Source organism: Bacillus thuringiensis (assembly GCF_001455345.1).
GTDB lineage: Bacteria > Bacillota > Bacilli > Bacillales > Bacillaceae_G > Bacillus_A > Bacillus_A thuringiensis_N.
The window spans coordinates 5,265,220-5,287,080 of sequence record NZ_CP013274.1 but is presented as its reverse complement, the minus strand read 5'-3'; the positions used below and the strand labels follow the sequence as shown (position 1 = coordinate 5,287,080).

Genomic DNA, 21,861 nt, shown 5'->3' with positions numbered 1-21,861 from the left:
AGGTGAATATAGTTGTTTTCAGGAAGATAGGTGAACAAATATGTCCTTTATTGATGGAGAAAATTATCGTATGAAACGTGCAAGGAAAAAGAAGCATAAAGGTATTGTTATTTCTAGTATAGCAGGAACAATTGTAGGAGCCTCGTTATTTGCATTTGGAGCTCCCTTATTTTCAAATGATACGGACGCGTTTCCGCAAGCTGAAGCAAGTGGAAGTAATATGGCGGAAGCTCAAGGCATTAAACAGATTAGCTTTGTGGATGCTGTTGATCGTGCGTCTGAAGCTGTTGTTGGCGTTATTAATATCCAACGAGATAATTTTTCAGAGGCAGATTCAGAAGCAGGTACGGGATCAGGTGTAATTTATAAGAAGACAGATGGTCAAGCTTATATTGTAACGAATAATCATGTTGTTGCTGGAGCAAATCGTATTGAAGTAAGTTTAAGTGATGGTAAGAAGGTTCCTGGAAAGGTATTAGGAACCGATGTAGTCACAGATTTGGCTGTACTAGAGATAGATGCAAAGCATGTGAAAAAAGTAATTGAGATTGGCGATTCTAATACTGTTCGTAGAGGAGAACCAGTCATTGCGATTGGAAACCCACTCGGGCTACAATTTTCTGGAACCGTCACACAAGGTATTATCTCGGCTAATGAGCGTATTGTCCCTGTAGATTTAGATCAAGATGGACATTATGATTGGCAAGTAGAAGTATTGCAAACAGACGCAGCAATTAATCCGGGTAATAGTGGTGGGGCGCTTGTAAACGCAGCTGGTCAATTAATTGGTATTAACTCAATGAAAATTGCTGCAAAAGAAGTAGAAGGAATTGGACTAGCTATTCCTGTTACTAGAGCCGTTCCAATTATGAATGAATTAGAGAAGTATGGAAAAGTAAGAAGACCGTATGTTGGAATTGAACTTAGATCATTAAATGAGATTCCAAACTACTATTGGTCAAAAACGTTGCATTTACCAGGCAATGTAACAGAGGGAGTTTGCATTTTAGATGTGAAAAGTCCTTCACCAGGTGCAGATGCTGGTTTACGAGAACACGATGTCATTGTAGCAGTAGATGGAAAACCGGTTCGCGATATTATCGGATTCCGTACGGCCTTATATGATAAAAAAATTAATGATAAAATGACTCTTACGTTTTATCGTGGTACAAAACGAGCAACAACAACGGTTAAACTAGGCATTCAAAAGTATTAAAAACAGGAGGGCCTACCTCCTGTTTTCTATTGTAGAAAAGTGAGGTGAAGAATATGAATTTACCTTGTTGTTTAGAACATGTTGAATTAGCTTTAGATATTATTGTGGATGAGTGTGAAGTTGCGCCAGTTATTAACAGTGTGGATAACTCAGAAAAAGAGAAAAAAACATGTGAATTTTGTCAAAATGAGGCGACATATGTTGTATCGAACACAGATTCTCACACAATATGTGGGTAACAATTGTGGATATGTGGATAAGTTGTGTGGATAACATGTTTGTAAGGTGGGGAATAAGTGTGAATATCTCGATTATTTCAATTGGGAAATTAAAAGAAAAATATTTAAAACAAGGTATAGCAGAATACTTAAAAAGATTATCTGCATACGCAAAAGTAGAAGTAATTGAATTGCCAGATGAAAAGGCACCAGAAAATTTAAGTGAAGCAGAAATGTTAATTGTAAAAGAAAAAGAAGGTATACGTATACTGGATAAAATTTCTGATGATACGCACGTGATTGCATTAGCGATAGAAGGTAAGCAAAAATCATCAGAAGAATTTGCGGTAAGTTTAGATCGTCTTGCTACATATGGAAAGAGTAAAGTTGCATTCGTAATTGGTGGATCGCTTGGATTAAGTTCAGAAGTAATGAAGCGTTCAAATGAATCTCTTTCTTTTTCAAAAATGACATTACCACACCAATTAATGAGATTAGTATTGCTTGAGCAAGTGTATAGAGCATTTCGGATTAATCGTGGGGAACCGTATCATAAGTAAGTGTGGATTTAGTCAACTAATCATTCATTATTAAATAATGAGTATTAAAAGAATTAACAGTCTTACTAATTTGAAGTAAGGCTGTTTTATTTTGTTTATTATGGTAAATTATGTGGTGAATATACTTGTGTAATGTTAGTAGTTAGACATTAGAAGTTTATAGGTTGAATTTTTTAAGGACATATAATTGCAGTTCAAGAGGATATATTTTTTTAGTAAATTAATATAGTTTATTAATAAAAATAATTATTTAAATCTGGGAAAGAGTAAATTGAATTGGTAATTAGGAATAATAAAGAAAATTGGTATCGGATAGAATATATTAAGAGAAGACAGCCATTTCTAGCCAGTATTTATTACACCATAACAGAGGTAATGGTTAAAGATTATTTTAATGCAGGGCTTTCTTAAAATGATTCTGAAGGGATATTTAACAATCTGGATTTAGATTGGAGATTAATTTTTCCTTGCCCTTAAACCACACTTAGCTATGTCAGGGGGAACCGTATGATAAGTAAGCACATAGTTAATTAAAGAATAAGGGTTACCTTTGTAACTTTTTTAGTTTTAATTTAATAGTTTGTATATTGGAAGGAAATATATTAATAATCAATGTTTTAAAGACGTATTAGATGCTTAAAAATATTGAATGAAAAATTGGGAATTTAAGCAGGTTTTTTTTGTTTTTTATAGAATATTTTAACATATAGGAATTCGACTATATAAGGAGTTGATTTAATATGTGGTTTTTGTTAGATATACTGAATCTCTCAATATATCTCCCTTTTTTTAAACCTAGCGAAGATGAAATAATTAAAAATATAAATGAATTAAAGAAATATGAGTGGTTTAAAGAGTTCTATAGAGATGAAAAAAAAGTATATCTTATAGCTCATGATTTAAAAGTAAGGGAAACTATAGGTAAATTTAAAGCGGATAAATTTGGTGAAAAGAATTATCAAATTTATTATCAAAAAAAACTTAATAAGATCTTTAAAAATAAAATGTAGTACTTACTTTTATAAAGGTATCTTTTAAATAAAATAATAAAGGAATTCTTTACATTGAAGTAAACTTAAAAAGTTAAATGAACTATGTAATTATAGGTTAGGGAGCTTCTGTGGCATGAATCCGGTAGTATTGGGATCATGCCTTTTAATTTTGCTTTAAATTTTTAATTATGAACTACGTGTATTTTGTTATTTTAAGTAAATGTATTAAAAAAGTACCCTTCACTTGTTAGAACAATCCTAATAAGTAAAAGGTACTTTCTGCATCAGATGTATTTGTTAGTATGTTAAAAATAGAATAGTATTTTAATTTTTATTTCTGAGAAAATAGTAGAAATAATATTAGAGGGTGTTATTAATTACCATTCGTTTCGGCATTGCCATCCATATGCAGCGGCTTCAACTGCTATACCAGCAGCATTAACCTTGAAGCCTGCTCTAATTAAAGTGTTTGCGATTAATTTTGCAGCCAAATCATATTGTTTACTCTTAATGTAAGTAAAAATGGCTCCTGATAAAAATTGTCTGGCGATATTACCATAACTATTAATAAATTTATTTGCTATACATTTTCCAAAAGATGCAGCGCTCCTTTGGATTTCCTTATCGTACTTATTGTATTCACTATATCCAATTATTTCAGCGATATTAATTGCTGTTTGATCATTGGCAGAGATTTTTTCTTGTAAAAGTGCTGGATTGGTAATTTTATAGCCACTCTCTGTCAATTCCCCTACCTCTTCAAAGTAAAATCTAAGATCTTTTTCTACTTCAATAGCCAATTTATCCACTTCTTGTTGCTGTTCGTATGTAAGGTTATTGTCATTGTTGATAGATTCTTCTGCGGATGCTTGGAGAGAAAATGCGGTTGATACTAATAAAGTGATTGCTATAAAAGATGAAAATACTTTTTTAAACACTAAAAAACACCTCATTCGTTTTTATTTTTCAGCCCTCTTAACCTTATTTTAACAGAAAAGTAAAAATATACAATATTTAATTATAATTAAAAAAATTTAAAAATTAATTTAATTATATAAACGGATTATTCGTGTGTGATTGCTTACTTTTTAAGTATAGTAAAACTGAAAAATGGTCAGTTTAAATTTATATTTAATAAGTATGTTTCTATTTCTAAAAAAGTGTGATGTAATATGAAGAGGAAAAAGTACAAGTAGTCATAGAAGTGAGGAATTAAAGGTGAAGAAGTTTAAAAAGTTTTACTTGGAGATTACGAGTGTATGTAATCTTGCGTGCAGCTTTTGTCCGCCGACGGAAAGGCAGAAGCAATTCATTTCTGTGGAGGATTTTGCGAAAAGATTAGACCAAATTAAACCTCACACAGACTACATTTATTTGCACGTGAAGGGTGAGCCATTGCTTCATCCGAAAATAGATCAATTGTTAGATTTAAGCCATGAAAAAGGGTTTAAAGTTAATATTACAACGAACGGAACGTTAATTAATAAGAGAAGGCATAGACTGTTAAATAAGCCTGCTTTAAGACAAATGAATTTTTCACTGCATAGTTTTGATGGACACCCAGGTTCACAAGATAAAGAGGGCTATGTAAGAAGTATACTTTCCTTCATTAGAGAGGCAACAAGTCAATCAGATTTAATTGTTTCACTAAGATTATGGAATTTAACGCAGGATAATAAAACGAATGCTGAAATCCAAAAAAATAGAGAGTTATTATCCATCATTGAAAATGAGTTTGATCTATCTTATCAAATTGAAGAGAAGCTTACACCAGGAAAAGGTATAAAAATTGCGGAACGCGTCTTTATTAATCAAGACTATGAATTCCAGTGGCCAGCATTGCATGAAGAAGAGGATGATGGAAAAGGATTCTGTCATGGTCTTCGAAATCAAGCTGGTATTTTAGCGAACGGAACGGTTATTCCTTGTTGTTTAGATGGTGAAGGGATTATTAACCTTGGAAATATTAATAATGATTCATTCTCTAACATTATAGAAGGCGAAAGAGCAACAAACATTGTCGATGGATTTTCGAAAAGAGTTGCAGTCGAAGAGTTATGTAGAAAATGTGGCTACCGTAAAAGATTTGGAAAGTAAATATGAAATAAGCCCTCATAAAGCGAGGGCTTATTTTTTTATTCTTGATAAGAGCGCTCTAATTCATCGATTAAGGAACCGACGTAAGAAACAGCCCTGCGGATTGCATCTGGTTTTGACATATCTACTCCGGCGTGTTTCATTAATTCAAGTGGTTTCATCGTACCACCAGCGCGAAGTACATCTAACCAGCGATCAACGGCAGATTGACCTTCCTCTTTTATCATTTGAGCTACGGCAGTAGATGCAGTGAGGCCTGCGGAATAGGTGTAAGAATATAAGCCCATATAATAATGAGGTTGACGCATCCAAGTTAAGCCAGCGCCTTCGTCAATTTCTACAGAATCACCCCAGAATGTCGAAAGTACATTTGTTTTTATTTCAGTTAAAGTTGTGGCTGTAAGTGCTTCTCCTTCTTCTGCTAGCGTGTACACTCTTCTTTGGTATTCTCCCTCAAGTAAGTGAGTAACAAAGTTGTGATAATATGTGCCGAGTAGTTGCAGAATTACCCATCTGTGCATTCTCTTATCGTCAGTAGTCGCTAATAAATGCTGGGCTAATAATAATTCATTCATTGTAGATGGTGCTTCAACAAAGTACATAGATGGACGTACATTCATAATACGCTGGTTTTTATTTGCTAAATAAAAATGACCAGCATGCCCAAATTCATGGGCTAATGTGAAGCATCCACGCATCGTATTTTGCCATGTAATTAAAATGTATGGATGGGAACCATATGGGCTTGAACAAAATGCTCCAGTTGATTTGCCTACGTTATCTGCAAGATCGACCCATCTTTCTTTGAATCCTTTTTCGATAATGGAACTATATTCATTGCCGAGTACTTGTAAAGAGTCTTGAATAAGTTTTCCAGCTTCTTCGTAAGTAATTGTCGGATTAAATTCGGGATCTAAAGGTGCATGCAAGTCGCAGAACAGCATTTGATCGAGTCCTAATACTCTCTTTTTTAAATCTGCAAAACGGCGCATATGAGGCGCTAATTCTTTATAAATAATATCAAGTTGATTGTTATACATTTCAAGTGGGACTTTTTGTGGTTCTAAAAGCATATGAGTAACAGATTCAAATTTGCGTAAACGAGAAAGTGTTACTTGTTTTTTTACTTCAGTCGCATATGTTGTTGCCACTGTATTTTTATATCGTTTCAAGGTGGAAATAAATGATGAGTATGCTTTTCTACGTATGTCTACGCTTGGAGAAAACTCATATTTGCTCTCAAATAATGAAAATGAGACAGGGAGTTCCTTTCCTTGTTCGTCTTGTATGGAGGTAAAATCCATATCGGCTAATTTAGTCATACCGTAAATTTTGTATGGAGAACTATGTACTTCGCCAAGCGCAGCAAGAACCTCTTCTGTTTCAGGAGAGAGCGTGTGCGGCCTTTTTTGCAGTATGTCTAGTAATGATTTACGGAAAGGTTCAAGTTTTGTTTCTTCAGTTAAATATTTTTCAATTGTGCCTTCATCGAATGAGAGGATTTCATTGTGAATAAAGGATAGTGCAGTATGTACTTTCGTCCATAAAGCAGCAATTTTGGAAGAGTTTGCTTGAATAACTGGATTTGTACGATCAGTAGATTCTTTTAAATTTGCATAGGAGTATAGTTTTGTTAACTTCATTAAAAGCTCTTCTTCTAAAAGTAGGCAATGTAATAATGTAGTGGGGCTATTGTGTAATTGCCCTTTAAACGCATCAAGTTTTTTTATATCATCTGTTAATACACGTAATGCAGTTTCCCACTCTTTATCAGATTCGTATAAATCAGAGAGGTCCCATGTTAGTTCAGTAGGAACTTCTGCACGAATATGGCGTTTTTCAATTACATCTTTCATTTATTATATCCCCCTTATTATAAGTATCTAAAAACATGATACTAGAAAATTCAGTAAAATAAAAATATTTAACATTTTTATATATGAAAAGAAGGACAAGTATAAAAATACTTGTCCTTCGAGTTAAATTTTAAAATTAATATACTTTATCACCGTTGAAAATAGAGTTTTTCACAACTACATAATCCACAGTACGAATTGAGTCTAATTTTGTTCCACCAGCGTAAGAGATAGAAGATTGAAGATCTTGTTCCATTTCGATTAAAGTGTCTTCTAAAGAACCTTTATGCTCAACGAACATTTTCTTACCTTCAACGTTTTTCTTCTCCCCCTTTTGGAATTCAGAAGCTGAACCGAAGTACTCTTTATAAAGTTTGCCGTCTTTTTCGATTGTTTCCCCTGGAGACTCTTCGTGACCAGCGAATAGAGAACCGATCATAACCATAGTCGCCCCAAATCGAATAGATTTAGCTACATCGCCGTGTGTACGAATACCACCGTCAGCGATAATTGGCTTACTTGCAGCTTTTGCACACCAGCGAAGTGCAGCTAGTTGCCAACCGCCAGTTCCAAAGCCTGTTTTAATTTTAGTAATACAAACTTTACCAGGTCCAATACCAACTTTTGTTGCGTCAGCACCAGCGTTTTCTAATTCTCTTACCGCTTCTGGAGTTCCAACGTTTCCAGCGATAACGAAGCTTTCTGGTAAATGCTTTTTAATATGTTGAATCATGTTGATTACAGCATTAGAATGTCCATGCGCGATATCAATCGTGATGTATTCAGGCGTAAGGTGCTCAGCAGCTAATTGTTGTACGAATTCATACTCGTCCTCTTTTACACCAACGCTAATAGAAGCGATTAATCCACGTGATTGCATATCTCTAATGAATGAGATTCGTTTCTCTGGTTGGAAACGATGCATGATATAGAAGTAATTATTTTCAGCTAAATAAGTTGCAATTCTTTCATCAATAATCGTTTGCATGTTTGCAGGTACGACAGGTAATTTAAATTTATGTTTTCCTAAAGTGACAGTTGTATCACATTCAGAGCGGCTATTTACAATGCATTTTGCAGGAATTAATTGAATATCTTCATAGTCGAATACGTTTTCCATCATTTACACCCCTAAAATACGAATATTTTATTAAGTTTGTTTAAAAATGTTCGTCCAAAAGATAATTTACATTATTTTCACTCATAAGTCAAAGGTTTTCATGTTTATATTTTAAAATTAAATTTTAGCTACGTATTTTGTAAGTTCATGTAATGAAAATGTGTTTAAACATAGTATCATTTGATGTAAAATTATGTTTGGAAAATAAAAGTTAAAGAGGGGATTTTAGGAGGGGTACTAATGAAACGTCTAGTATATATGGATTGGTTACGAGTATTAGCGACAATCGCAGTTGTTACAATTCACGTTTCTGCTGGTTATGTTTCTGTTTTAGATGCAAATAATGCTTCACGCTGGATGGCTGGTAATTTATTTGAATCGATTTCACGTGCGAGTGTTCCGATTTTTGTAATGATTAGTGGGGCTTTATTGTTAAAAGGGACAAAAGATATTTTAGTCGGGGAATTTTTACAGAAGCGCGCAAGTAAAGTGATTATACCTTTTGTAGCTTGGAGCGCTATATTTTATGCATATGGAGCCTATGCAGGGTATTTTCCAGCATCTTTAAAGCAAGGGGTAAAGCACTTTTTAACGGATACTATTGGGGGACATTTATGGTTCTTATACATGATTGTAGGGATATATTTAATTACACCGCTACTGAAAATCTTTGTGAAGAACGCTAAAAAAAGAGAGATAGAATACTTTTTAATTTTATGGCTATATGCGTCTGTTGTAGTCAATTTAGTTAAATATTATTATCCTATCAACTTTAATATTGAATTATTTTACGTTACAAATTATGTAGGGTATTTCTTACTTGGTTATTATCTATCTAATTTTGATATTTCAAAAAAATGGAGAAATATTTCTTACATTGGAGGATTCGTAGGATTTATTAGTACATTCTTTATTACGTATTACTATACAGTAAAAGCAAATGGGCAGTTAGAGCAGTTTTGGTATGGATATTTTGCGCCAGGTGTCGTACTAATGGCGATTGGATTATTTATATTTTTTAAATATGCATTCCAAAAATCAGAACGAGAATTACCATTGTTATTCCGTTTTATAAATCAAGCAAGCCTTGGAATCTATATTCTTCACTTCTTCTTATTAAATAACTTGTTGTACATGGTTTTCCCTAAGGTGAATGAGCGTGTGCATGCAATATTGGCGATACCTATTAATGTAACGATTACAATTGTTCTTAGTATGGTAATTACGTTAGTATTGCAAAGAATACCAGTTGTGAAAAAACTAGTTCCGTAAAAAATGAATATGGTATAGATAGGGCAGACTTATTATTAAGGCTGCCCTTTACTATTTTAAAATTATACTTAGATAAATTTAAGTTTAAACGAATTAAAAACAGTGGATTAATATAGTATCTTACTATAGTCTAAAGTGAGGTATGAAGAACATAATAGGTTAAATATAAAATCAAATGAGGTTAATATATGAGTAAAAAAAGTTTTAGTAATTATGCATTAAGTAAAGAGATAAGACGAGCACTTACTGGTTTAGGATATGAGCATCCAACAGAAGTGCAAGGAGAGGTTATCCCAGTTGCATTGCAAAAGAAGGATCTTGTTGTAAAGTCGCAAACGGGAAGTGGAAAAACGGCTTCATTCGGTATACCACTTTGTGAAATGGTAGAGTGGGAAGAGAATAAACCACAAGCGTTAGTTTTAACACCAACGAGGGAACTTGCTGTTCAAGTAAAAGAAGATATTACGAATATAGGGCGATTCAAGAGAGTTAAAGCTGCAGCAATTTATGGAAAATCCCCATTTGCACGTCAAAAATTAGAGTTAAAGCAAAAGACGCATATTGTAGTAGGGACTCCAGGACGTGTATTGGATCATATTGAAAAAGGGACCCTTTCTTTAGAGCGGTTAAAATATTTAGTGATTGATGAAGCAGATGAAATGCTAAACATGGGCTTTATCGATCAAGTAGAGGCAATTATTGATGAATTACCTACAAAAAGAATGACAATGCTATTTTCAGCAACCTTACCGGAAGATGTTGAAAGGTTATCCCGTACATATATGAATGCACCAACTCATATTGAAATTAAGGCGGCTGGGATTACAACAGATAAAATTGAACATACCCTTTTTGAAGTAAGAGAAGAAGAGAAACTTTCACTTCTTAAGGATGTAACCACGATTGAAAATCCAGACAGTTGCATTATTTTCTGTCGTACACAAGAAAACGTAGACCATGTATATAGACAGCTAAAACGAGTTAATTATCCTTGTGACAAAATACACGGTGGTATGGTACAGGAAGATCGTTTTGAAGTGATGGATGATTTTAGAAAAGGGAAGTTCCGTTATTTAGTAGCAACGGATGTAGCTGCGAGAGGAATTGATATTGATAATATTACACATGTTATTAATTATGATATTCCATTAGAGAAAGAAAGCTATGTACACCGTACAGGAAGAACAGGACGAGCTGGTCATAGCGGAAAAGCCATTACATTTATAACGCCTTATGAAGATCGATTTTTAGAGGAGATTGAGGCGTACATCGGTTTTGCAATTCCGAAGGCACACGCACCTTCAAAAGAAGAAGTTATAAAAGGAAAAGCTGCATTTGAAGAAAAAATACACGCTAAACCAATGATCAAGAAGGATAAGAATGCGGATATAAATAAAGGAATTATGAAATTATACTTTAATGGCGGAAAGAAAAAGAAAATTAGAGCGGTGGATTTCGTCGGTACAATTGCTAAAATTCAAGGTGTTTCCGCTGAAGATATAGGCATTATTACAATACAAGATAATGTTTCTTATGTTGAAATATTAAATGGAAAAGGACCACTTGTTTTAAAGGTTATGAGAAATACAACGATAAAAGGTAAGCAATTGAAAGTTCATGAGGCAAATAAGTAAACAAAAAAACTATCCACTTTAATAGGTGGATAGTTTTTTTTGTTTAAGATCCTTTTAAATCATCGACTAACTTCTCTGCTAAACGTCTATACATATTACTCATGTTCACTAAGGAGTTTAGTAATAGAAACTTTTCTAGTTTTGGATCTTCTAAGGAAGAAATCTCACTTACTTCTGAAACACGGTTATTTACATCTTGTTTAAAGCTTTCGACGTTGTTTTCGGTAAGAGTAAGATAATCTTTATATAGCGTATTTAATTCGAATGAATCATCGCTTAATAAGGATTCATTTATATGTTCTAAGGAACTTTTTATGTCATTAATGGAAAGAGCCCCTTTTAATTGATAAATTAAACTGATTAAAATCATATGCTCTTTTGAGTATTTTTTATTTTTGATTGGAATAAACAATTTACCTTTTGCATAATTGTTAATCATTGTTTTTGTTAATACCTTTTCATCATCGGTTCTTGTTGTATCCGTATAAGTGTTTTCAAATAGTTGGACAACCTGGTCTACATACAAATCGACATTTGGAATGTCTTCCAGTGTAATATTTTTTTCTAAATGTAATGTTTCAAGCAATTTATTTATATTTTCCACGTAGAACCCCTCACTTTTATAACTTAGTGGAGCATAATGTTTAGTTTATCTCTAAATATGGTATTACGAAACAAATGAATTGTAAATGTTGACCTCTAATAATAATGTGTATATAATTACATATAGTTATTAAAACTACATGTAATTATATGAGGGGTGTTTATATGAATGCTTATATAAGAGAACCGGTTAATGCTTTTACCCATTTGGGAGGAGCTGTATTATCATTTATTGCGTTACTAGCTATGCTTGTAAAAGTTTCTATTAAGATGCCATCTTTTGCGGCAATTACAGCTGTTATTTTGTTTGGCATCGGAATGATGGTTCTGTATACGGCATCAGCTGTATATCATAGTGTTGTAGCCAGTGAACGTGTTATTTATTTCTTTAGGAAGCTTGATCACTCTATGATTTTTATATTGATTGCAGGTACATATGCACCATTTTGTTTAATTACATTACATTCCGCACACGGTTTATTATTATTTTGTTTAGTTTACGCAACTGCCGTTTGTGGTATTGTTTTTAAAATGTTTTGGTTCAATTGCCCGAGATGGTTATCAACAGCAATTTATATTACAATGGGCTGGTTAATTGTTCTGTTCTTTGCGCCGTTAGCTGCTAACTTAAGTACAGGAGGTATGGTGCTCCTAGTGCTTGGAGGTATTTTTTATACAATTGGTGGATTTATTTATGGAACAAAGCCAAAATGGTTAGAGTTTAACCATTTGGGGCATCATGAAATTTTTCACGTTTTCGTGTTATTGGGAAGCCTTGCCCACTTTTTAAGTGTATATTGCTATGTAATTTAACAATATAAAATTTCCGATTGATTTTTATTTTTCTTGATTAATAAAAAAAGATATAGACACATATGTATGTTGAAGAGTTGCATAACGTAAAGGTTATGTGGCTCTTTTTTATATAAATAATAATCGAAAATAATTTTTAGAATTATCAGTCTTTTTATGGTAGGATATATGTGTATTGAGGTTATAAAATTTTATAATTAATAATTAGTGGGGGACTATATATATGGCGATACTTATAACGGGTGGAGCAGGATATATTGGTAGTCATACATGTATAGAATTATTAAATAATAATTATAAAATTATAGTTGTAGATAATCTTTCAAATAGTTCAATCGAGTCCTTAAACCGAGTAAAAGAAATAACAGGAAAACAATTTGAATTTTATAAAGAAAGTGTTTTAAATCGTGAAAAAATGAATGAGATTTTTTTGGAAAATAACATTGAAGCAGTTATACATTTTGCTGGATTCAAAGCAGTGGGGGAATCGACTGCAATTCCGCTTACATATTATTATAATAATATAATAAGCACAATCATACTATGTGATGTGATGCAGACACATAATGTTAAAAATTTTATTTTTAGTTCATCTGCAACTGTATATGGAATTCCAAAAACATCACCAATTACAGAAGAATTTCCGCTGAGTGTGACAAATCCGTATGGACAAACAAAATTAATGATTGAGCAAATTATGCGTGATGTAGCAAAAGCTGATGATGAATGGAGTATTGCGTTACTTCGTTATTTTAATCCATTTGGAGCACATCAAAGTGGCCGTATTGGTGAAGATCCAAATGGGATTCCGAATAATTTAATGCCATATGTAACGCAGGTAGCCATAGGTAAGTTAAAAGAGCTAAATATATTCGGAAACGATTATCCAACGAAAGATGGGACGGGTGTCCGTGATTATATCCACGTTGTTGACCTTGCAAAAGGACATGTAAAGGCACTTGAGAAAGTACTTAAGACGAAAGGAATCGAAGCGTATAATCTTGGCACAGGTAAAGGGTATAGTGTATTGGAGATGGTAAAGGCTTTTGAGAAGATTTCGGGTAAAAAGATACCTTATAAAGTGATAGGACGTCGTCCTGGTGATGTAGCAATCTGTTTTGCTGATGTATCTAAAGCGAAACGAGAATTAGGATGGGAAGCGGAATATGGGTTAGAAGAGATGTGTGTAGATTCTTGGAGATGGCAAGTAAATAATAAAAATGGATATCAGATGATTTAAGATAGTTAGTAAAGTATTCGCTTATTCTTTTATGTATACAATAAATTGTAATCTTTATTATGTTGCTTGAAATCGGTAATATGTTCGCTTTAGGAAAGGGAACATATTACTGATCATAGCGTTTGAACAGCAATTTGTTCTATATCACTTTTAGATACTGGAAAGAACTATTAATGAATGCGAACAAGTTGTTTATGATACACCGTATTACCTTCTTGGCTTGTATAAGGCGGTACGCTTCGTCCGAAACAATTTGCAATAATATTGGAGTGAGTAGGATAAGAAATACGAATTTCATACAAATTAATAGCTTCATCTAAATTAGCATAAAATACTGCTAGATTGTTGCCTTGTAAAAGGTATGGAAATTCTACAACTGTATCTCCACCAATGAGTACAGGTAATTTTACAGGACTAGAATAGTTAGACCAATCCCAAACCTCTATATTTATATGGTGTGCATAATATGCATCTAAATTTACAATGTTTATTACTGCTGAAACTGTTGCAGGCTCTCTTGTTAATACACCTGTTGAATGAATAACAGCTTGATGTGGATAATGAAGAGGCATAAATATCAGACCTTTCTAATTTAATATGATTGTACAATATTCTATGCAGATGATTGATAGAATGAAATAGGGAAAGTGTATCATTCTATTAATTTTTTATAGAAATAAAAAGCGTAATATTGAATAATATTCCATACTTGTATCATTGGTAAAGTGCGTTTATAATCAAATAATCATTAGCTTTTTGATTGAATTACGTATTATTGAAAGCGTTTTTATTATGTGATACATTTCGATGGGCATGATTACTATATGACATGTATCGAAAGGATTTTTTTATTGTTTTTTAAGGTAGGAAGTCTGACTTATATTCGGAAAAACTTTGTATGTAGTTGTAAGTAAGAAGGAGAATAAGGAATAATATAATTTTTACAAGATGGGGAGGGACAGTGTGAAAATGTAAGGTTTTCACATGAGGATATATGGGTTACGTAGGATTATTACTTTCGGGTGCAGCTTTATTTTTAAATAGTCTTGTTATATTAGGAAAAGCAGAGATGAAAAGTGCGGGTGTTTTTAATTTATTTGTAGGGGCATTACAAATTATTATTCCGTTCTATCTGATCATGATTTCTGACCAAAGCAATTGGACAGTGTATTCATATGCAGCTACTTTCTTATTTGGATTAACCTATTTATATGTAGGGGTTACCTTTATAAAGGGAATGGATAGTAGCGGTCTAGGGTGGTTTTGTATTTGGGTAGCAATTATTGCTTTATTCTATATGGTTGTTTCATTTGTTCAATTCCATGATGTTGTTAGTGCGTTAACGTGGTTTATGTGGGCATTACTTTGGTATTTATTCTTTGTATTAAATACACAAAAAAAGAATATCAATCAATATCTTGGAAGGATTGCTTTCGTACAATCATGGGTAACATTGACGTTACCTTCACTCTTTTATTTTATGGGAGTATGGGGAGAGGGATTCGTATATGAACTATGGGTTTATGTGTCCGTAATTTCTATTTTATACTTCTGTTATTGTATTTATAAATATCGAGTACGTTAATATATTTTCTGTAGAAAAGCATGGAATCGTTACACTAATTCCATGCTTTTTATATGTTAGCATTTATAATAGAGAGGTAGTATTTTACAATTTATTAAAAAGGGGATGATGAAGTTGAAAAAAGTATTGGTGCTAGGGGGAACAAGATTTTTTGGTAAACATTTAGTAGAAGCGCTTTTGCAAGATGGGCACGATGTAACGATTGCGACGAGAGGAATTACGGAAGATTCTTTTGGAAGTGCAGTAAAAAGACTTATTGTAGATAGAGAAGATGAAAAACAACTAGCAGAGCGTCTAGAAGATAAAAGTTATGATATTGTATACGATAATTTATGCTATAGCTCGAATGCAGCGAAGATAATATGTGAAGTGTTACGAGGGAAAACGAAGAAATACGTTATGACATCTTCAATGGCCGTCTATGAACCTACACTAAGCTTATCGGAAGAAGACTTCAATCCGTACGAGTATGCAATCGCGTATGGAGATAGGAATGACTTCAATTATGGTGAAGGAAAGAGATTAGCCGAAGCCGTTGTATTTCAACAAGCAACATTCCCAGTTGTTGCAGTTCGTTTTCCGGTTGTTATTGGAGAAAACGATTATACGAAAAGGTTACAATTTTACGTTGAACATATCGTGAGAGAAGAGCCTGTCGCAGTGAATCATCTAGATGGAAAGTTGTCGTTTATACATGAAGAAGAAGCAGGGGAATTTTTAGTTTGGTGCGGGATGAAAGACATAGAAGGGCCAATTAATGCTTGTAGCAACGGGGTAGTTTCTGCTCGGGATATTATTCATTTCATAGAAGAAACTACGGGAATAAAAGTACTTGTTCAAGAAGCAGGAGACAATGTAGCACCTTATAATGAAGTGACTAATTGTACATTACATAATGGAAAAGCTAATGAATTAGGTTTCCTATTCCGAGAGTTGAAAATAGAAATAGAAAAAGTATTACGTTATTACATACATGCAATGAAATAATCATAAATCCCCCGGTGGCAATCCGGGGGATTCTGGAGGATTTCGACAATACTAATTTTACATTACCAAACTTACCTTATACGCACGACTAATGTTTTTGTGATTGAATTGCTTGTAAATACTTTTCATTTACCCGGTCCCAGTTCACTGTATGCCACCAGTTGGTAACAAATTCTGGGCGACGATTTTGGTACTTTAAATAATAGGCATGTTCCCATACATCAATGACGAGTAATGGAATCTTACCTTCTTGCAAAGGTGTATCTTGATTAGATGTACTCATTACAGTAAGTTCTTCACCATCAAGGACAAGCCATCCATAACCACTTCCAAAACGGCTAATTGCTGCTTTAGACAGTTGATCTTTTAAGTTGTCAAAGGTATTGAAATAATAATCAATTACTTTTGCAACGTCTCCATTAGGCTCGCCGCCACCCCGTGGGCTCATTACTTCCCAAAAAAGACTATGACAATAATGTCCACCACCGTTATTTCTTACAGCTGTAACAATTTCTTTTGGTAAAGTATCTAAATTACATAGTAACTCTTCTAAAGATTTATTATGTAATTCCGAATAGTTTTCTAATGCAGCATTCAAATTATTTACGTATGTCGCATGGTGCTTCCCGTGATGAATAGAAAGTGTGCTGCTATCGATATATGGCTCTAGTTCATCATAGTCATATGAAAGCTTTGGCAATTGAAATGAAGACATGACATTCCCTCCTTTCCTTCTAAAAGTTGGTCTAGGTAAAAAAAATTTACCTGAGTCAAAAATACACCTATTTTTTATACAAGTCAATAGTAATCTCTTTAATTTTCTGAAAAATATTACAATAAAAGTAACACTTCGACTTTCATTTGTGACTCTTATTCTTTTTGCTTATACTGTAAAGTAGAACGTTTTGTTGAAATAGAAGGAGATTGTTTATGAGTAAAACGAAACAATTAATAGAGGAAGCGAGTCATTTTATTACGATTTGCTATAAAGAGCTTAATAAAGAACAATTCATAGAAGAACGCATGAAAGAAATTCAAGCTGAGATAGAGAAGACAGGGACGTATGAGCATACATTTGAAGAACTTGTTCATGGATCGCGAATGGCATGGCGCAATAGTAATCGGTGTATCGGAAGACTGTTTTGGAGTAAGATGCACATATTAGATGCACGTGAAGTAAATGATGAGAAAGGTGTATATAATGCATTAATTCATCATATTAAATATGCAACGAACGATGGGAAAGTTAAACCGACAATTACAATTTTTAAGCAATATCAAGGTGAAGAAAATAATATACGAATTTATAATCACCAATTGATTCGGTATGCAGGATATAAAACAGAAATGGGAGTGATTGGTGACTCTCATTCCACTGCGTTTACGGATTTTTGTCAGGAACTTGGCTGGCAAGGAGAAGGTACGAATTTCGATGTATTGCCACTTGTGTTTTCTGTTGATGGAAAAGAACCCGTATATAAAGAAATTCCTAAAAAAGAAGTGAAAGAGGTACCGATTGAACATCCAGAGTACCCAATCTCATCTTTAGGAGCAAAATGGTATGGGGTTCCAATGATTTCAGATATGCGCTTAGAAATTGGCGGTATTTCTTATACGGCAGCTCCGTTTAATGGATGGTATATGGGAACAGAGATTGGGGCACGTAACTTAGCAGATCATGATCGTTATAATTTACTTCCGGCAGTTGCGGAAATGATGGATTTGGATACATCGAGAAACGGTACGTTATGGAAAGACAAGGCGTTAGTTGAATTAAACGTGGCTGTTTTATATTCCTTTAAAAAACAAGGAGTTAGTATTGTTGACCATCATACTGCGGCACAACAATTTCAACAATTTGAGAAGCAAGAAGCTGCCTGTGGTCGTGTTGTAACGGGCAATTGGGTATGGTTAATTCCACCGTTATCTCCAGCTACCACTCATATTTATCATAGACCGTATCCGAATGAAATTTTGAAGCCGAATTTCTTTCACAAATGATATTTAGTATAGTTTTTTTTCTGCAAAATATAATTTTTTTAAATTACTGTTACGTAGCAAATGGAAGCCTTTACTATCGGTTATTTTTGGAAGGCGCTTTTTGAACCAGGGAGTTCCTTATGTTATAATCAAATTTCTGTTTCGAAGACCTTATAGAAATATAAGGTCTTTTGTTTTGCTTTTTTATGTAATAGAAATAGAAATTTTCTTTTAAATAAGGGATTTAGCATATTTTTAGGGACAACATAAGTGTGTAGAAAATTGATGAATTATTATACTTATATAACCATTGTGTTTTGGATGTAAATAATAAAACATAATAAAGTTGTTTTTTTAGATTGCTGAGGAAGGAGGAAGTGTAAATGAGAATGAAGAGTCGAAAAACGGATTGGCCTGTATTTCTTATTAGTGGTGGCTCACTTGTATTATTTGTAATTGCAGTTATTTTAAATAAAAGTTACGTAGAGGGAGCCATTAATAGCAGTTTTGCAGCTTCAATTAAATATTTCGGTGCCTTTTGGCAGGTTTTGTTAATTGGTACATTTGTTGTTGCAATGTGTATGGCGTTTTCAAAATATGGGAGAGTTAAACTTGGGGGATTAGACAAACCTGAGATTAGTACGACAAAATGGCTCGCTATTATTATGTCTACATTACTTGCCGGAGGTGGCGTTTTTTGGGCAGCCGCAGAGCCGATGTATCATTTGATGACGGTGCCACCAATACATGAGGGTATATCTGCTGGAACGCAAGAAGCAGTCATGCCTGCTTTAGCACAAAGTTATATGCACTGGGGTTTCCTTGCTTGGACGATTTTAGGTACAATTAGTGCGGTAGTTATGATGTACGGGCATTATCATAAAGATATGCCGTTAAAACCTCGAACACTTTTATATCCTATCTTTGGGGAGAAATTGCGAAAGAGTTGGCTTGGAACAATGATCGATGTATTTGCCATTATTGCGGTAGCTGCAGGGACGATTGGTCCAATCGGATTTTTAGGACTACAAGCAAGTTATGGGTTACAAGCATTGTTTAACATTCCTGATGTGTTTACTACTCAATTAGCCATTATTGTTTGTGTAGTAGCTGTTTCTACTATATCTGCGGTAACGGGAATTGATAAAGGGATTCAAATTATAAGTAATTTAAATGTTAGGTTAGCAGTTTTATTAATGGTATTCGTATTACTGTTTGGACCAGGTGGATTTATTATTGATTCATTTGTTTCTTCGTTTGGATTTTATATAAATGAATTTATTCCAATGAGCACATATCGTGGTGATACAGGTTGGTTAGGGTCGTGGACAATCTTTTTCTGGGGATGGTTTATTGGATACGGACCGATGATGGCAATTTTAGTGAGCCGTATTTCAAGAGGAAGAACAATCCGAGAAATCATCGTTGCAATTGGAATTATTGCACCTATTATTACAACGTTTTGGTTTACTATACTAGGGGGATCAGGTGTGTTTTATGAGTTAATGAATCCTGGTTCTATCTCGACAGCATTAAGTGAATCTGGTATGCCAGCGGCTATGATTGCAATTACAGAGCAACTGCCACTCTCCAATATTATTGGACCTGCATTTCTTTTATTAACAATTTTATTTGTAGTGACAACAGGAGATTCAATGGCGTATTCGATTTCAATGGCAGTGACTGGAGATGGAGATCCTAGAATTAGTTTGCGAGTTTTTTGGTCGCTTATTATGGGCGCAGTTGCAGCGATTCTTTTATACATGGGTGAAGGAAGTATTAATGCATTGCAATCATTCATCGTAGTAACAGCTGTACCAGTATCAATTCTGTTGTTCCCAATGCTATGGCTCGCGCCTAAAGTCGCAGGGGAATTAGCACTAAAACAAGGTATTGTAAAAGAAGAGGATAAGACTGCTTTCTTATTTCAGAAGGCTAGTAAATCAAAATAATAAATAAACAAATAAAAGAGGAAGCATCTTAAATGAGATGCTTCCTCTTTACTATTTATCCAATTACTTTTCTTGAAGGGGGATAGTTCTCGAACAATCATTTTGTACAGTTTTAATCTATTCTAATACTTTCCCCTTCGTCTCTGGGACACATAATAGCATCGTAACTAAACCGATTGGATAGATAATGAAGATAAGAGATAATGCCCCCATTAAATTACCACCTGCAGCAAGTAATCCGATAATAACAGGTCCAAAGCCAGCTAAACCACGTCCAGTACCGAAAATAAAGTTTTCTGCTGTAGAGCGAGCTTCAGCAGGATAGTTTTCAGCTAAAATGGCTCCGAATCCTCCCATCATGCCATTTGCAAAGAATCCAAGCAATGCACTTCCCCATAGCAATAATGTTGAATCTGTGAATAAGAAGAAGTAAATGAGACAGTATATAGTACCACCGACATAATAGATTGTAAAAGTTTTACGGCGACCAATTTTATCGGCTAGAATACCAAAAGTTGCAATTCCAATGAGCATGCCGATCGTAGAGATGAACATCCAACCGCTCGCTTTTGCTAATGTGTAGTTATATTTATTCGCTAAAATAGTTGGCATCCATGTAAAGATGCCATAATATCCGAAGTTCTGGATGAATGACATAATAATAAGGCCAATAGTTGTTATTGTTACTTTTTTATTTGCAAATAGCTTTCGAAGTGGGAACTTTTTCATTTGCTTTAGTTGTTCTACTTCAGTAGTTGTTAAATTACCTTCAGCTTCTTTTTGTAGCAATTCTTTTTTGTATCGTTGTTTTTGTTCCCATATTTTCGGTTCACTTAAACTTTTGCGAACGTAAACAGCTAATAAAGCTGGAATGAGTCCAAATAAGAAAACAGCTCTCCATCCAAAATGCGGGACGATAAATGCTGGAAGGAGTGAAGCGACTAGTACGCCAAATTGCCATCCAAGTGCAACAACGGATGTTGCCTTAGCGCGCATTTCTTTAGACCATGTTTCAGTTACGATGGCCATCCCAATCCCGAATTCACCACCAACTCCCATTCCAACTAAAAAGCGAAGAATTAATAATTGCCAATAATCTGTTGCGAAATAAATAAGTGCTGTTGCTAGTGAGAATAGTAAGATCGTGAAGGCCATCGTACGGATACGCCCAAATAAATCAGCAATAAATCCAAATAAATAAGACCCAATTAGCATTCCTATTGTGGTAGCTAAAGTTAAGTTTCCACCTTCAGCAGGGCTTAAATGAAATTCTTTTAAAATGTAGACGAGTACGAAAGATAGGAGCAACATATCTAAACCTTCTGCTGCATATCCTAGCGCAGAACCAAACAATGTTTTATATCTTTTCTCCTTCGTTTCCTCTGTTGTTGATTGTACATCAGTAGTGACGTTCATCATTACTCCTCCTTATTTTGTTCTACAGTCGCTATGGAAGAATAACAAAAGGCCTTCTCACCTGATATGATGAGAAGGCCAAAAAAGCATACGTATCCCTAAAAAAGACCATACGTATAGTATATTCCGACTTCCTTCTCAACCTCACGGGGTTGGGTTAAAGGACTGTATTATAGTACTTTATTTTTAGCACTCTTCTATTAGATTGTCAAATAAAGAGGGGATAGTTATGTGTAAAATATTTCAAAAGATACTTCATTCTCCTTGACGCCCACTTCATTATTTTCCCATAATAAAACTAACTCATATAAAAAGGAATG

General features: G+C 34.0%; 20 protein-coding genes. 13 read left to right on the top strand and 7 right to left on the bottom strand.

Features of this window, described 5'->3' with window-relative positions:
- Positions 1–40 precede the first annotated feature (40 nt).
- From ATN06_RS27655 to ATN06_RS27640, 4 genes are all read left to right on the top strand, one after another.
- Positions 41–1,216 (top strand): S1C family serine protease, encoded by a 1,176-nt coding sequence (locus ATN06_RS27655; protein WP_029440306.1) that lies wholly within the window; start codon positions 41–43, stop codon positions 1,214–1,216.
- Positions 1,217–1,269: 53 nt separating this feature from the next.
- The gene (locus ATN06_RS27650; RefSeq protein ID WP_001052833.1) at positions 1,270–1,455 is read left to right on the top strand and encodes a CxxH/CxxC protein; all 186 of its coding nucleotides are present in this window, start codon (positions 1,270–1,272) and stop codon (positions 1,453–1,455) included.
- Positions 1,456–1,514: 59 nt separating this feature from the next.
- Complete coding sequence (gene rlmH, locus ATN06_RS27645) at positions 1,515–1,994, top strand: 23S rRNA (pseudouridine(1915)-N(3))-methyltransferase RlmH (protein WP_001027003.1); 480 nt, start codon at positions 1,515–1,517, stop codon at positions 1,992–1,994.
- Positions 1,995–2,734: 740 nt separating this feature from the next.
- Positions 2,735–3,004 (top strand): hypothetical protein, encoded by a 270-nt coding sequence (locus ATN06_RS27640; RefSeq protein ID WP_000264291.1) that lies wholly within the window; start codon positions 2,735–2,737, stop codon positions 3,002–3,004.
- Between the two features lie 359 nt (positions 3,005–3,363).
- On the opposite strand, the gene ATN06_RS27635 is transcribed toward ATN06_RS27640, so the two are convergent.
- On the bottom strand, positions 3,364–3,924 hold the full coding sequence (locus tag ATN06_RS27635; RefSeq protein WP_088115963.1) for a hypothetical protein: 561 nt from the start codon (positions 3,922–3,924) through the stop codon (positions 3,364–3,366).
- A gap of 280 nt (positions 3,925–4,204) precedes the next feature.
- On the opposite strand from ATN06_RS27635, the gene ATN06_RS27630 reads away from it, so the two are divergent.
- Positions 4,205–5,083 carry a radical SAM/SPASM domain-containing protein gene (locus tag ATN06_RS27630; protein WP_000713633.1) on the top strand — a complete coding sequence of 293 codons (879 nt, stop codon included), beginning with the start codon at positions 4,205–4,207 and terminating at the stop codon, positions 5,081–5,083.
- Positions 5,084–5,121: 38 nt separating this feature from the next.
- On the opposite strand, the gene pepF is transcribed toward ATN06_RS27630, so the two are convergent.
- Positions 5,122–6,939, bottom strand: coding sequence for an oligoendopeptidase F (pepF, locus tag ATN06_RS27625; RefSeq protein ID WP_060633057.1), 1,818 nt, complete (start codon positions 6,937–6,939; stop codon positions 5,122–5,124).
- Positions 6,940–7,075: 136 nt separating this feature from the next.
- The gene (gene guaC / locus ATN06_RS27620; protein WP_000432434.1) at positions 7,076–8,059 is read right to left on the bottom strand and encodes a GMP reductase; all 984 of its coding nucleotides are present in this window, start codon (positions 8,057–8,059) and stop codon (positions 7,076–7,078) included.
- A 240-nt stretch (positions 8,060–8,299) separates the two neighbouring features.
- Between guaC and ATN06_RS27615 the strand changes: the two genes are divergently transcribed.
- Together ATN06_RS27615 and dbpA are read left to right on the top strand one after the other, a co-directional pair.
- Positions 8,300–9,331 carry an acyltransferase gene (locus tag ATN06_RS27615; protein ID WP_060633056.1) on the top strand — a complete coding sequence of 344 codons (1,032 nt, stop codon included), beginning with the start codon at positions 8,300–8,302 and terminating at the stop codon, positions 9,329–9,331.
- Positions 9,332–9,519: 188 nt separating this feature from the next.
- Positions 9,520–10,965 (top strand): ATP-dependent RNA helicase DbpA, encoded by a 1,446-nt coding sequence (gene dbpA, locus ATN06_RS27610; protein WP_060633055.1) that lies wholly within the window; start codon positions 9,520–9,522, stop codon positions 10,963–10,965.
- A 43-nt stretch (positions 10,966–11,008) separates the two neighbouring features.
- Here dbpA and ATN06_RS27605 read toward each other — a convergent pair whose 3' ends face one another.
- Complete coding sequence (locus ATN06_RS27605; RefSeq protein WP_060633054.1) at positions 11,009–11,569, bottom strand: DUF1836 domain-containing protein; 561 nt, start codon at positions 11,567–11,569, stop codon at positions 11,009–11,011.
- A gap of 164 nt (positions 11,570–11,733) precedes the next feature.
- Here ATN06_RS27605 and trhA point away from each other — a divergent pair, with 164 nt between their 5' ends.
- Together trhA and galE are read left to right on the top strand one after the other, a co-directional pair.
- A complete protein-coding gene (gene trhA, locus ATN06_RS27600) occupies positions 11,734–12,381 on the top strand; it encodes a PAQR family membrane homeostasis protein TrhA (RefSeq protein WP_060633053.1) in 648 nt (215 codons plus the stop codon).
- Between the two features lie 223 nt (positions 12,382–12,604).
- The gene (gene galE, locus ATN06_RS27595) at positions 12,605–13,621 is read left to right on the top strand and encodes a UDP-glucose 4-epimerase GalE (RefSeq protein WP_060633052.1); all 1,017 of its coding nucleotides are present in this window, start codon (positions 12,605–12,607) and stop codon (positions 13,619–13,621) included.
- 170 nt (positions 13,622–13,791) lie between these two features.
- On the opposite strand, the gene ATN06_RS27590 is transcribed toward galE, so the two are convergent.
- On the bottom strand, positions 13,792–14,193 hold the full coding sequence (locus tag ATN06_RS27590) for a hypothetical protein (protein WP_060633051.1): 402 nt from the start codon (positions 14,191–14,193) through the stop codon (positions 13,792–13,794).
- A gap of 422 nt (positions 14,194–14,615) precedes the next feature.
- On the opposite strand from ATN06_RS27590, the gene ATN06_RS27585 reads away from it, so the two are divergent.
- Positions 14,616–15,206 carry an AmiS/UreI family transporter gene (locus ATN06_RS27585; RefSeq protein WP_060633050.1) on the top strand — a complete coding sequence of 197 codons (591 nt, stop codon included), beginning with the start codon at positions 14,616–14,618 and terminating at the stop codon, positions 15,204–15,206.
- Positions 15,207–15,311: 105 nt separating this feature from the next.
- A complete protein-coding gene (locus ATN06_RS27580; RefSeq protein ID WP_060633049.1) occupies positions 15,312–16,193 on the top strand; it encodes an NAD-dependent epimerase/dehydratase family protein in 882 nt (293 codons plus the stop codon).
- A gap of 88 nt (positions 16,194–16,281) precedes the next feature.
- On the opposite strand, the gene sodA is transcribed toward ATN06_RS27580, so the two are convergent.
- Positions 16,282–16,908, bottom strand: a complete 627-nt coding sequence (gene sodA, locus ATN06_RS27575) for a superoxide dismutase [Mn] (RefSeq protein ID WP_060633048.1) — start codon at positions 16,906–16,908, stop codon at positions 16,282–16,284.
- Positions 16,909–17,123: 215 nt separating this feature from the next.
- On the opposite strand from sodA, the gene ATN06_RS27570 reads away from it, so the two are divergent.
- Both ATN06_RS27570 and ATN06_RS27565 read left to right on the top strand, forming a co-directional pair.
- Entirely contained in the window at positions 17,124–18,194 is a 1,071-nt protein-coding gene (locus ATN06_RS27570; protein WP_060633047.1) for a nitric oxide synthase oxygenase, read from the top strand.
- Between the two features lie 362 nt (positions 18,195–18,556).
- Positions 18,557–20,125, top strand: a complete 1,569-nt coding sequence (locus tag ATN06_RS27565) for a BCCT family transporter (protein WP_060633046.1) — start codon at positions 18,557–18,559, stop codon at positions 20,123–20,125.
- Between the two features lie 117 nt (positions 20,126–20,242).
- Here the strand turns inward: ATN06_RS27565 and ATN06_RS27560 are convergent, their stop codons facing one another.
- Positions 20,243–21,541 carry an MFS transporter gene (locus ATN06_RS27560; protein ID WP_060633045.1) on the bottom strand — a complete coding sequence of 433 codons (1,299 nt, stop codon included), beginning with the start codon at positions 21,539–21,541 and terminating at the stop codon, positions 20,243–20,245.
- Positions 21,542–21,861 lie beyond the last annotated feature (320 nt).